Below are 12598 nucleotides of genomic sequence, written 5' to 3' on the forward strand. Positions count from 1 at the left end.
AAACAAGTCAGTCCATACGCTTAAATGAGTTTATCCCTATTCTCGCCTTTTTAGATTTCAAGCCCCATGAAAACCCACTTCCTTTTCAGTTTCTTCATTTTAGCCCTTCTTAGTACTCAAACTTTTGCGCAGCAGAAGCGAACAAAAATCGGAGTCGCAGGCCTTACCCATGGTCATGTGGGTTGGATTTTGAATGCGAAAGACCGACCTGATCTTGAGATCGTGGGAATAGCCGAACCCAATCGGGAGTTAGCAAAGAGACTTACCGGGCAACATGGAATTTCCATGGATTTGGTCTTTGACTCTATGGAAGAAATGCTGGACAAAACGAATCCTGAAGCTGTGACAGGTTTTGGAAACATCTATGATCATCTGGCGGTCGTCGAAGCCTGTGCACCCAGAGGCATTCATGTGATGGTGGAAAAGCCTTTGGCTGTAAGTCTGGAACATGCTCAGAAAATGAAGACACTTGCGGAGAAGCACAACATCCACCTGATCACCAATTACGAAACCACATGGTATCCCAGTACTTTCAAAGCCTACGAACTTTTGAATAAGGGAGAAGTGGGCGACTTGCGAAAAGTAGTCGTGCGAGACGGTCACAAAGGTCCAAAAAAATAGGCGTAAGTGATGAGTTTTTGGAATGGCTGACTGATCCAAAACTAAATGGAGGCGGGGCAATTATTGATTTTGGCTGCTATGGAGCGAATTTGATTACTTGGCTTCAGGATGGAAAAAAGCCTAATTCTGTCACCGCCGTCACTCAGCAGCTTCAGCCGGAAAACAATCCGAAAGTAGACGATGAGGCAACCATTATCCTTAATTATGATGATTCACAGGCCATCATTCAGGCTTCATGGAATTGGCCAATTGGAAGAAAAGACATGGAAATCTATGGACTCACAGGCTCTATCTATGCTGATAACCCTACGGATCTAAGCGTGAGAAAAGCAGAAGGCTATAGCGATTTTGAGGAAAATAAACTCAAATTAGAATATGAGAATACACCCTTTGAAGATCCATTTAGCCTGTTTTTAGCTGTAATCAATGGAGATCTTGTTCTCGATGAGTATGCCCTTCCTTCACTTGAGAACAATATGATCGTAGTAGAAATCTTGTCTGCGGCCGTAGAAAGTGCCAAGACAGGTAAAACGGTGCATTTGAAGTAGAGGGAGAAAATTGAAAGTAGGATACGTTCTCTTCCAACCTATTCCTAATTTCTTAAAGAAACTGATTTTCTTATATACTCAGTACTGCCTGTTGGATTCAAGGTGATGTTATGGGCAGCTTAAAATTTCTTCAATTGTACTTCTTTCTCAAGAAATCTGTAATCTTCATTTCGAAGTTATGATAGGGCGGGAAAATTACACTTAAAAACCCAATAAGGGATGCTATGAAAATGTTAGGGCAACATCCATCAACAAAAATTTCGTTATCACGAACGGTTATTTGTACTCCAACTGTACCAGATTTTCGCACAATTATACTTTTTTGAGGTATGGAGTATGATGTATAAATTGAATAATGTGGAAGTTGACTCTTCAAAGTCAAAAGTAATTCGTTGAAGTCAGGTAAATGCTTTGTTGAAACTACCATAGTTTTCAATTTTTTCAAATATTAAATTACGAATAAATATTGGATTAGTTGTGTTTTTGAATTCCAGAATTGCCCACAACTTATATTAAAAAGCCGTTCGTGTGACACGAACGGAGGCAATATAGAATATCTACCAAAACATGGAAAGCAATGGATTTTTGAAAATATAGATGATGAGATGGGCTTTATGAGGATAAAAATTGATTGAGCAACACAAGATCTCACATTAAATTTTTCGTAATTTGATGTGAGATCCAAAATTCAACATTAATGCTAAGGCTTACATCTAAGGATACATCAAAAATTTAATATTTTAATGTCAGTATAGTTGTTGACACTAAAATTTAAGGTTAGATAATGACATACCTGATTAACCCAGATAGAACCAAACCTTGGAACAATCTTCCCGAGCTCCCCATTGAAGGGCAATATTTTAGGGATTTGGATATTTTTGAGCAATTATGGGAATCGTCGAGCGCAGAGAAATCAGTGGTGGGCATTATTACATGAATCTGGAACTCTATAGGATCTTGGGGCAGTAAGTTTCAAGGAGATAGACTAATTTATAAAGCCCTAAGACAGTAATTGAATTACCCGGAAACAAGCATGTTTAAAAAAGCCCAAACGTCGGTCGGGCTTGCACAAATACGTAATTCAATACTAATTGGCTTTATCAAATACGGTCGTCCAGAAACGCTCGTTTTCTTCAGAATTTTCTTTTGCTTTGGCCTGAACAGTAATAGACTTGCCATCATTGCTCAACTTCCAAACCTCTGTTACGGAAACAAGCATTTGTTCCCGAGCATTTACCTTATAAGGAGTGTGGACCATCAGGTGTACAAGTGAGTTAACAGTCATAGTTTGCCCATCAGGTGACCACTTTACGGTAAACTTCTTCCCTCTTTCCGGACCAGGATTAATTTGGCTTTCTCTACCGTCAAAGGTCAATTTCTCCAGGCTTGTAGCCAGGGCTGCTTCAGGAGAGGGATTTGGTACTTCTATGGTTAGAAAATCTGCCTGCTCTGCTATTTTCATTGTTTTAGAGCGCATACGATCACCCGCGTCATATATGCAAACAATATTTCCGTCCATACTTATCGACTGGTTGGATTTCCATTCACCGGAAAAGTTGGCGCGATGCCTGTCATTTTGTTGTTGAGCCTGTACGGCAAAATAAATTACTCCTGTTAACAGAATAATCAGGCAGGACAAAACGTATCTTTTATTTTTCATATCTATCAGAATTGATATAGTGAATCTGCTTTGAAGTCCGTGATGGTATATCCCTTCCCGTCTGAACCAACCTCATAACGATAAACGCCATCGGCGCCAAACCAAATACTTCCATCCTTCGCTTCCAAAAGCCCAAAAAGAGCAGGTGGTCCTGAAAAAATTTCGGTTACAGTAGGATTTTTATCGTACAATGTCTCTGCATCATATCGTGAAAGTACCCAGACATTCGAATAGAGTTTGACCTCACCGGTAGTCCAGATATTTCCTTTTTTATCTTGGATTATTGAATAGGCACCTCTCTCCGACACGTGTGTAAAAGTGCTGCCGTCATAACGCCAGAGACCGTAAACGTCAGCGAACCAAATGTTGCCTTTTTTATCTTCGATGATTGACCAAACGTTTTTAAACGCCTTGTCCTCTTTGTTTTTTAAAACGGTAAATCCCTTTCCTTGTCCGTCTCTATAGCTATCGATATCACCTCCCGATAGCGATCGGGACAGACGGGGATCATATACAAACATATTTTCATTGTGAGGACCAAACCAAAGCTTGCCGGTTTTGTCTTCAAAGAGTAAGCGAATATTGTTAGTGGGAAATCCATCTTTTGTGGTAAAGGTCCGAAAAGATTTCCCGTCATATCGGCTTGGTCCGAACCAAATATTACCGGCCTTGTCTTCATAAATGTGCAGCACCATATTGCTGGCAAGCCCATCCTTTGTTGTAAAATGTTGAAAGTCTGTCTGCCCGGCAGGTAAGTGATAAACCCCTGAATCTTTAGAAGCAATCCAAAGATTTCCTTTTCGATCTTCCAGCACATCCCAGAATGTGTGCGAACCTACTATACTATTTGTGAGATTGGTAAACGATTTTCCCTGTCCGTCCGGCAGGCGGGCATCGTATCGAAACACGCCTGAATAAGAAGCAATCAAAATATCTCCGTTACTCGCTTGTTTTACATTCCGAACTATATTCATAGGCACCCTAGAGGTATCCGCCTCATTAAGTTGCGACTCGGAGTATCCTGCATTATTGGTCTTGATAGTATCTTGTGGTACGTTTGTTTGCTCTTGTCCACAGGATGTGAACAGAACAAGCATCAAGAATAGAATGGGGAGGGAAAAGAATTTTATCATTTTATAGTTTTTATTTTCTTGCTACTATCTTAATCTGGAATTCAACATTGTCCGAAACAGCTTGATCAGCTAAATTATCGTAAAACTTCCCTGATCTATAGCGGATACCCCACTGTGTCCTGTCGATGATGATTTTGCCTGTCGCCTTGACAATCCCGTCTTTGACTTCTATCACTGCTGGAAAAGTAACAGAGCGTGTGACACCTTTAATCGTCAGGTTTCCTGTAATTTGTATGTTCTTGCTATTCACTGAATCAACCTTGGTAATTGCGATAGTAGAAATGGGGAATTTTTCGACATCAAAATAATCAGGCGACTTCAGGTGTTTCACTGGGGTGTTCTTATTCTCCTTGTCACCATATTCAATTGAATTCATATCAATTTCAGCAGTACCACCCACCAATTGTCCTTTTTCAATCAGCAATTCACCTTTGGATAAGTAGACATACCCTATATGGTCTTCAGGAGAAAGTACCATTGTACCTATCCATGTTACCACACTTTGGCTTGTATCTACCTTATATTTTTCTCCGTAGGAAACGGGGATTGCCGCTATGGTATTTTTAGTCTCCTCTTTTACAGATTTGCTGCAACCAAAGGGCAAAGGAGCAATAACCAGAAATAAGTAAAATAGGGATAACTTGTTGTTCATAAAGTTTCATAGCTGATCCACAATAGTACTTAGGTAACTTTTGATACATGAATTTCGATTGTAAATAGAAATGTAAACTTTGTAAATAAACTTTTGACACGATGGATCTCAGGCAAAACCTCCTCTCCGAAGAACGCAACTACCTGTTTGCATCGGTACTACTTATCTTTATCTCTTTGGCCAGCGTGGGTTTCAGCATGTTGGGCAGTGATGACTTTGATCTTGCCAGGCAGGAAGTTCTTCTTCGAAAAATCGGGCATGAACTGCTCTTACAGTCAGGCGACAGTACATCACGGGTGCTTCCGGTAAAAAAGATCGCTGAAAATGAATATCAGATCAGTTTTGAGAATGAGCTTAGTTTTCAACCCGACACCCTTGTAAATACGATCCAAAGTTTGTTAGCCGAAGGTCCGTTTGCACGTGATTATGTTGTGAACGTAGTCGACCCTGCCAATGCCAGTGTATTGTTTGGATATGCTATTTCAAAAAACAAGAAGGATGACATTATAGCCTGTATAGGAAGAAGGCAACCTATGGGATGTTACGCGGTCAACATTCAATTTAAACCAACGGGTATCTCATTGGCTAAAAATGAGTACTTATTTGGATCCCTTTTTGCCTTAGCATTTGTTGGTTTAGTTTTTTTGAGATCTGTCAAACCGAGGAGGTTCTCACACTACAGTCGGAATAAGGGTTTGATCAGATTGGGATCCATGTCATTCGATGCAGCAACCCGCAAGCTCATGATAAATGAAAATACCATCGACCTGACCAGAACTGAAACCCGTGTATTGCACATTTTTGCTTTGTCTCCTAACGAGGTTATAGAGCGGAGCCGGTTACAAAAAGAGATATGGGAGGACGAAGGTGTTATCGTCGGACGCAGTCTGGACATGTTCATATCAAAACTTAGAAAAAAGCTGGAATTTGATCCGAATATCAACATTGTTGTTATACGCGGCAAAGGATATATGCTTGAAATCAGCGCTTAAGAAGATCCTCAGGCTCCAAACTGATCTTACTAGAATTCAATTTGGCATTTACTCTTTCCACACATCCTTGAAACCTCCTCCCGCTGAGCCGAACAGGTTCTCGTGGCAGAGTTTTACCGCCAACTTCCTTCAGAACTTGCCTGACGGCAGTCAGGTTCCACCTCATGATGGGCGTTCTTGTTCTTTTGGCTAGTAGTTGGTGATCCCCCACAGTGGATTTTCATCTCCTGCTATACGGCACATGTAAAAGGCCGTTCGTGAGGACACGAACGGCGGCAATGGAAAGTTCAACGGCAATGGAAGTATCAAGAGTCTAACTCATACAATCTCTATTCTAAATTCTTGGCTCTTATATCTGAAATCTTGATACTTACGTCTTGCTACTTGATACTTTTACAATTCTTTAATCTTCAAATTCTTAAAAATCACTCCCTGTCCTTCGCTTTGCAGCCCAATGTATCCCTCAGTCAGGGGAGTTCCATCCACCTTGTATTTAGGATCAAAATTGGCAGCTACCCCACCGCCAACCTGAGGCTTGGTGTATTGCAAAACTGTATCTCCATTCACCAAATGAATGACTAGTGAATCTCCATACACGATCAGATCTGCTTTCACCCATTCATCCCATTTGAAAGTTGGAGAAGTGGAATTTATACAATGGCGTGGATCCTTTTCACCTTCAAAGAATACATCTGTCCCGGGAGAACACATATTTCCCGTAGGCCTGGCCACGCCTTCTTCTTCCTCGGCTAGCATTTGCCATTCTACAGAGATAGGCCAGTCCTGCTCCTTCAAGATTGTCTCAGGAGCCTGAGAGTGAAACATTACCCCGCTATTTCTATAGGTGTAGCTGGCTGCATCTTCGAGCCACTGGTCGGTAAATCTGTATTCCCAGGTCATATGAAAGGCAGAAAATGGCTTCTCATAAAACAAATGTCCATAGCGGTCATTGAAGCCCTCATTATAATCATCATAATTCACGGCTATCGTACCATCGGTCACACGGAACGTGTTTTGGTAATTTTCACCGGTTTCATGATGATAGATTTTCGGAATCCAGTTGTCCAGATTTTTACCATTAAACATATCAATCCACTCTGCTTTGGGCTCATCTGCTCCTTGGATTTCCTTTTTATCAGAACTGCAAGAAATCAGGGTGCCTCCCATCAGAAATCCTATAAATACTTTTTTTAACATGGAATTAAAAGTTGATATAAAAAGATTACAATAAATTACGATTACCCGCAATTATGCCTGTCTCACATTTTCCTTCATGACTGATATAGAAAGAGGCGGCGCATAAGGTAGGTTAAAGTTAAGGATTTCCTAGGTTTAAAAAGTAAGTTTTGGACGAGCGAACTCAATCAGGGGAAGCACGGCAAGCAGTAAAGGATTTGCTAACCAAAAATCGAAATGCATGTTTTTCAATTTTAGCAGTGATGGTTTTTACTGTTTCCATAAGTTCTCCATCGATCTGAAATTCTGCCCCTTCAGGATTATCAAGTTGGCACTCCTGCACTACCCATGTCTGAATTCCCTCCACCTCGTCTAAATTCCCTTTGATAAAAGCCATGGTTATCCGAACATAATCCTCAGCGGTTTTGGGATTGAACGCAATAATCTCAAATTTACCATCATCCATAACTCCTTTGCAATTCACAATTGCTCCTGTGCCATATTGATCACCGTTGGCAATTACAATCATTTTAGCTTTTATCTCAACTGACTCTTCTGCGATTCTCAGCCGAAAATTCATTGTCTCGGTACCAAAAATCTCTGAAAATGAATTTTTTACATAGCCAAGCATACCCCGTGACTCATCCTGTTCAAATTTCTGAATCAGATTGGCGTTTATCCCAAAGTCTGCTAAATGCAGGCATAGTTCACCATTAATGTGGATCGCATCTATAGGGTGTACATTAAAATCCAGAGCGGCCTCCCATGAATCTGTCAAATCATTGATCCCCATGCATTTTGCCAGCCCATTGGCTGAACCCAGCGGTAAGATGCACATGGGAACAGCAGCTTCCTTAAGGCATTTAGCCACCAGTTTGACTGTGCCGTCCCCACCACCAATCAAAACAAAATCAGGACTTGACTGCTTGTATTTTGCCAAGATTTTGTCTTCATCATTTTCTCCTGTAGTCTCCCATAGTTCCACATTGGAACCGGGCAATCTGGCGGCTGCCATCTCTAGAAGTTCGACATCAGTAATAGAGTCATTCCCGGAGATAGGATTATAGATTAACAAACATTTTTTACCCATGTTGAGCTCAGATTGCAAACTAAGTGATGATTGATTCCTTTTCTACTATTTCTATTGCCTCATCGGACGATTCGATGAAATGAAAGTGATCAAATCCGTGAAGTTTTTTCAGTTCACTTATTCTTGATGAATCCAATTGTCCTACCACCCTTATAAAAACATCCTTAACCCTTCCCGGGTAATCCTGAATCACTTGGGCATAAATCTCAGGATCGTGCTGCCCACTATCTCCAATTAAATAAAACTGCATCTCAGGAAACATCTCCATAAGATGCTCGATTTTTTGTAATTTGTGAGAATGATCCCCACCTCCTGATTTCCAGATATTTTTGAGGTTTATATGCTTATCCTTGAGCAAAATAGGCCCATCAGGAATGTGCCTGTAACGTAGAAAATCTTTGATCAGATCATATAATGACCAATCGCTACTAGACACGTAAAAAATAGGTAAAGTCGTGCCTTCTGTAATCTTCCTGTAGAATTTTGACACTCCTGGCAAAGGCCTTCTGGTATAGGCATTTTTCGAAATCGATAGCCAAAATTTCTTTCCGATCTCTGTGGAGTGTGAGATTATTATAGTATCGTCGATATCGGAGATTACTCCTGTGTTTCCTGAAAATCTACTCACATTCATGTAAGCAAGGAGGGATTTCTTTGTGACAGGCTCCAATACCTGAAAAGTCGCTTGTTCAACCACATCTGTACCGGGTTTGGAATCCCCGATCTGTAACTCAAACACCCCATCCTCGTCGGAGGATACCACATAGTTTTTCCCCTGAAAAGTGATTTCCACCTTAGCAAGAGCGACAGATGATCCTGAGTATCTTTTCACCGCCGCTAAGATATTTGATAGCCAATTATTGCGGGAAGATGGTCGTTTCTGTGTATAAACCTTGATTACTCTTCCTTTGAAAAAAACTTCCGTGTCATTTCCGAAGGCTAAAAAAGGTTCTACTTTGATTTTATCCTTTTTACTAATACTCATCAAATATTCTGATAGTTGGTATACCGATAGTAACGCAAAAATCACGCAGATAGTAATGAGTAAACTTCTCATTTAACAAGAATTACAGCTCCTAAATCCCATAACTTAATGCTTCCAGTCGTATCCATCAATGTGCTCAAGGCAACTCTTGAGCAGAGCAATTGAATCAGCAATATCTCTCTTATGGGCCATTTCTATCACCTGATGTAGGTGTCTGGTAGGAATGGAAATCGCTCCGGCTATCGCCCCCTGCTTACCCATGCGCTGCACTCCGGCCGTATCTGTACCGCCGGCTACCAAAATTTCAGGCTGCCACCTGATCTGGGATTTATCCGCAGTCCGCTTCATAAAATCCACCATCCTATAATCACATATTGTCATAGCATCCATGATTTTGATGGCAGTACCTTTCCCAAGTTCAGTCACCTTCTCATGAGCCTGTGCCCCGGGGACGTCAAAGGCAATCGTAGTGTCCAGAGCAATGCCGAAATCAGGATTAATGCCGTGGGCAGCCACATTTGCACCGCGAAGGCCGACTTCTTCCTGTACGGTAAAGGTCGCATAGACATCATAAGCGGGATTTTCCAGTTGCTTCAGTGTCTCGATCAGGATAAATACAGCCACTCTGTTGTCAATTGATTTACAATTCACACAATCTCCCATCTCAATCAGCTCCCTATCCCTGGTTACCGGATCTCCTACAGTGATGTACCTTTCTACTTCCTCCTTACTCATTCCCAAGTCAATGAAGAAATCCGTAGTTTTTGGAAGCTTGGTTTTCTCCTCTGCTGACATCACATGGATAGGTTTACTCCCCATCACACCTACCAAATCCTTTTTCCCGTGTACAATCACGCGCTGAGCAGTAAGCGTCTTAGGATCAAAACCACCTAGGGTATGAAATCTTAAAAATCCATTCTCATCCACGTGGGTAACAATAAATCCGATTTCATCCATATGGGCGGCGACCATCACCCGCTTACCATCCGGGTTTCTCTTGCCTTTTTTTAAGGCAATCACATTGCCTATATTATCTATTCTGATTTCATCCGCCAGTGGAGTGACCAAATCAACTACGAGATCACGAACTCTTTTCTCAAAACCGGGAGCTCCGGCGATTTCACAGATTTCTTTTAAAAGGGCTACGTTTATATCCATTTTCTATGTTTTTTTTACTGAAAGTCCATCTTATCCACTGAGAGCACTAAGGTTTGCACAGAGGTCAAAGTTTACTGATATCCTGTGCTTACTATTCTGTCACACATTCTCCTGAAGTAGGATTAACTCTGCACTCTCATACCCGTCTACAAAGGTCAAAAGTCACAATTGCTTTTTCTTCTTGGCGAAATTAAGAATTAGAAAAGTCTAGAATGTAAAAAGGCACAAAGAATAACTTCCAAGTGCCTTTTTTCTTGAATCTTTATCTCTTAAAAAGAGTATGGAAATACTCCAAAAATATCTTAATAAGCTCTCACGGTTTTGCCTTCGATGAAATTAACGAATGATTTATTCACTACCCTCATCCCACCCGTAGTAGGGTAATTCCCGGTGAAATACCAATCACCCAAATGATCCGGGCAACATTTATGCAGATTGTCCACAGTCTGGTAAATCACCTTTACTTCTGCATTAATATCTTCATTGGTAACAATCTCGGAAATCTTATCAGAAATTTCATCGTCGGTGAATGAATTGTAAACTCCCTTCACGAAATTCTCTGTAGAATACGGATGCTCCACGCAAGATTCATAAACCTGATCTAATACATTATCAATCTTTCTTTCCTTGATCAATGCCAAGGCAGCTCTGAAAGCAATGAATTCCTTCATCTTAGACATATCTATGCCGTAGCAATCCGGAAATCTAATCTGAGGAGCAGAGGAAACGATGATAATCCGCTTAGGATTTAGCTTATCGAGTGTAGTCAGAATACTTTTCTCAAGTGTGGTGCCTCTGACAATACTATCATCTATCACTACCAACGTATCAATTCCCGACTTGATCACCTCATACGTCGTATCGTACACATTAGCCACTATTGTATCTCGGTCTTCATCATTGGTGATAAACGTACGTAATTTCACATCCTTACTTACGAGTTTTTCCACTCTGGGACGGAAATTCAACAATTCATCCAAATCACCCATATGTGGCTTACCATCCACGAATACTTCTCTTCTTTTTGCGGCCAGATAGTCTTCCAACCCTTCAATCATACCCAGAAATGCGGTTTCAGCAGTATTCGGTATGTAGGAAAACACAGTATTCTTCAGATCAAAGTCAATGGCTTTCAAAATCTGGGGAATCAAAGCCTTGCCAAGATTCTTTCGCTCTTGGTAGATATTTGGATCAGTTCCTCTGGAAAAATAAATCCGCTCAAATGAACATGATTTCTTTTCCCTTGCAGGCATTATTTCAGACTCAGCATAAGAGCCATCCTTATTAATGACCAAAGCATGTCCAGGCTGAATCTCCTTGATGGAATTAAAATTAATATTGAATGCGGATTTAATGGCAGGCTTCTCTGAAGCGACCACTATCACCTCATCATCAGCATAATAATATGCCGGGCGAATACCTGAAGGATCTCTAACCACGAAAGAGGATCCATTCCCCACAATTCCCGCCATTGCGTAGCCTCCGTCAAAGTCTCTACAGGACCTTCGAAGGATTCTGGCCATGTCCAATTCATCTTCGATCACCTGGGTGATTTGCTCATTGGAAAACTGGTGCTTGTACTTATCAAAAATACGTTGGTTCTCTTCATCCAAGAAGTGGCCGACTTTCTCCATCACAGTGACAGTATCGGTTTTTTCCTTCGGATGCTGTCCCAGCTGGACAAGCTTGTCAAAAAGCTCCTCCACATTGGTCATGTTGAAATTGCCTGCCATCACCAGATTACGGCTTCTCCAGTTGTTTTGCTTTAGGAAAGGGTGACAAGTCTCTATGGAGTTTTCGCCATGTGTCCCGTATCTCAGGTGTCCCAGCCAAACTTCCCCTGTGAAAGCAATATTTTCTTTTAGCCAAGTCCCATCTGTAAGCGCATCATGGCCTCCAATTTTCTTTGCTTTCTTGTATTTTCTATTGATTTTGTCAAAAATATAATTGACTGCGGAAGGTTCTATTGACCTATATCTGCTGATATATCGAGTCCCTGGCTTGGTGTCTATTTTGACATTGGCGACACCTGCACCATCCTGACCTCTATTGATTTGTTTTTGCATCAGGACATAGAGTCTGTTAGAGGCAAAAGCCGCTGTCCCATATTTATCAATGTAATACTGGGCAGGTTTTCGCAATCTAATCATTGCTATGCCGCATTCGTGTTTGATAGCGTCACTCATAGAGTCTGGCAAATGTTATTTTGAAGAATCAAAGGTAATTGTTTTTTGAAGATATTTTTGGCAAAATAAGTTCTCTTTGCCTCTCATATATTTGGTGATCCCACACGAATTTGACCTACCCCAAATTCGTCTCAGACCGGCCAAAGCTTACTTTTCAGATACAAATTGACCGGATATTCCACAGGTAGCCGCTACTGATTTTGCAGCATACCAGCCCTATCTCCTCCCAATGCAAGTTGGCACAATGATAGTTAGGTAAAATAGGAAACCTGAAGTCTCTATTACTAATGGGACAAAACCCTGTTGAAAAAAACTTACTCCCCGATAAAATATTTAATATTTGGGGCAAAAAAACTCAATATTAGTTGCTCAATCCCCTAAGTAAAAACGCATCGGA

Annotated in this window: 11 protein-coding genes; 3 read left to right on the forward strand and 8 right to left on the reverse strand. The window is 41.0% G+C overall.

The genetic code is table 11. The annotated features are described in order from the left end of the window. Positions 1–66 precede the first annotated feature (66 nt). Complete coding sequence (locus tag ID165_RS27145; protein WP_370539702.1) at positions 67–621, forward strand: Gfo/Idh/MocA family protein; 555 nt, start codon at positions 67–69, stop codon at positions 619–621. 17 nt (positions 622–638) lie between these two features. Beyond that, positions 639–1169 (forward strand): Gfo/Idh/MocA family protein, encoded by a 531-nt coding sequence (locus ID165_RS27150; RefSeq protein ID WP_370539703.1) that lies wholly within the window; start codon positions 639–641, stop codon positions 1167–1169. Positions 1170–2256: 1087 nt separating this feature from the next. Here ID165_RS27150 and ID165_RS17100 read toward each other — a convergent pair. Genes ID165_RS17100 through ID165_RS17110 form a run of 3 tightly spaced genes read right to left on the reverse strand, consistent with a single transcriptional unit; the run spans position 2257 to position 4614 of the window. After that, entirely contained in the window at positions 2257–2829 is a 573-nt protein-coding gene (locus ID165_RS17100) for a hypothetical protein (RefSeq protein ID WP_192346344.1), read from the reverse strand. 5 nt (positions 2830–2834) lie between these two features. Beyond that, a complete protein-coding gene (locus ID165_RS17105) occupies positions 2835–3962 on the reverse strand; it encodes a two-component regulator propeller domain-containing protein (protein ID WP_225586809.1) in 1128 nt (375 codons plus the stop codon). Between the two features lie 10 nt (positions 3963–3972). After that, on the reverse strand, positions 3973–4614 hold the full coding sequence (locus ID165_RS17110; RefSeq protein WP_192346345.1) for a YceI family protein: 642 nt from the start codon (positions 4612–4614) through the stop codon (positions 3973–3975). Positions 4615–4715: 101 nt separating this feature from the next. On the opposite strand from ID165_RS17110, the gene ID165_RS17115 reads away from it, so the two are divergent. Then, a complete protein-coding gene (locus ID165_RS17115) occupies positions 4716–5606 on the forward strand; it encodes a winged helix-turn-helix domain-containing protein (protein ID WP_192346347.1) in 891 nt (296 codons plus the stop codon). Between the two features lie 393 nt (positions 5607–5999). Here ID165_RS17115 and ID165_RS17120 read toward each other — a convergent pair whose 3' ends face one another. The 5 genes from ID165_RS17120 to ID165_RS17140 all read right to left on the reverse strand — a co-directional run bounded on the left by ID165_RS17120 (position 6000) and on the right by ID165_RS17140 (position 12201). Then, positions 6000–6803, reverse strand: coding sequence for a DUF1080 domain-containing protein (locus ID165_RS17120; RefSeq protein ID WP_225586811.1), 804 nt, complete (start codon positions 6801–6803; stop codon positions 6000–6002). A gap of 163 nt (positions 6804–6966) precedes the next feature. Beyond that, complete coding sequence (locus tag ID165_RS17125; RefSeq protein WP_192346349.1) at positions 6967–7872, reverse strand: diacylglycerol kinase family protein; 906 nt, start codon at positions 7870–7872, stop codon at positions 6967–6969. A gap of 19 nt (positions 7873–7891) precedes the next feature. Beyond that, entirely contained in the window at positions 7892–8929 is a 1038-nt protein-coding gene (locus ID165_RS17130; RefSeq protein ID WP_225586813.1) for an App1 family protein, read from the reverse strand. Positions 8930–8962: 33 nt separating this feature from the next. Then, positions 8963–10015, reverse strand: coding sequence for a M42 family metallopeptidase (locus ID165_RS17135; protein ID WP_192346351.1), 1053 nt, complete (start codon positions 10013–10015; stop codon positions 8963–8965). 302 nt (positions 10016–10317) lie between these two features. Next, positions 10318–12201 (reverse strand): amidophosphoribosyltransferase, encoded by a 1884-nt coding sequence (locus ID165_RS17140; protein WP_192346353.1) that lies wholly within the window; start codon positions 12199–12201, stop codon positions 10318–10320. Between the last annotated feature and the right edge of the window lie 397 nt (positions 12202–12598).

Origin of the sequence: Algoriphagus sp. Y33 (assembly GCF_014838715.1) — a bacterium.
Classification (GTDB): domain Bacteria; phylum Bacteroidota; class Bacteroidia; order Cytophagales; family Cyclobacteriaceae; genus Algoriphagus.

What these genes read in the sequence shown, in the direction of transcription:
- ID165_RS27145 (WP_370539702.1), top strand. Translation starts at nt 67, where the DNA reads ATGAAAACCCACTTCCTTTTCAGTTTCTTCATTTTAGCCCTTCTTAGT.
- ID165_RS17105 (WP_225586809.1), bottom strand. Translation starts at nt 3,962, where the DNA reads ATGATAAAATTCTTTTCCCTCCCCATTCTATTCTTGATGCTTGTTCTG.
- ID165_RS17135 (WP_192346351.1), bottom strand. Translation starts at nt 10,015, where the DNA reads ATGGATATAAACGTAGCCCTTTTAAAAGAAATCTGTGAAATCGCCGGA.
- ID165_RS17100 (WP_192346344.1), bottom strand. Translation starts at nt 2,829, where the DNA reads ATGAAAAATAAAAGATACGTTTTGTCCTGCCTGATTATTCTGTTAACA.
- ID165_RS17140 (WP_192346353.1), bottom strand. Translation starts at nt 12,201, where the DNA reads ATGAGTGACGCTATCAAACACGAATGCGGCATAGCAATGATTAGATTG.
- ID165_RS17110 (WP_192346345.1), bottom strand. Translation starts at nt 4,614, where the DNA reads ATGAACAACAAGTTATCCCTATTTTACTTATTTCTGGTTATTGCTCCT.
- ID165_RS17130 (WP_225586813.1), bottom strand. Translation starts at nt 8,929, where the DNA reads ATGAGAAGTTTACTCATTACTATCTGCGTGATTTTTGCGTTACTATCG.
- ID165_RS17125 (WP_192346349.1), bottom strand. Translation starts at nt 7,872, where the DNA reads ATGGGTAAAAAATGTTTGTTAATCTATAATCCTATCTCCGGGAATGAC.
- ID165_RS17115 (WP_192346347.1), top strand. Translation starts at nt 4,716, where the DNA reads ATGGATCTCAGGCAAAACCTCCTCTCCGAAGAACGCAACTACCTGTTT.
- ID165_RS17120 (WP_225586811.1), bottom strand. Translation starts at nt 6,803, where the DNA reads ATGTTAAAAAAAGTATTTATAGGATTTCTGATGGGAGGCACCCTGATT.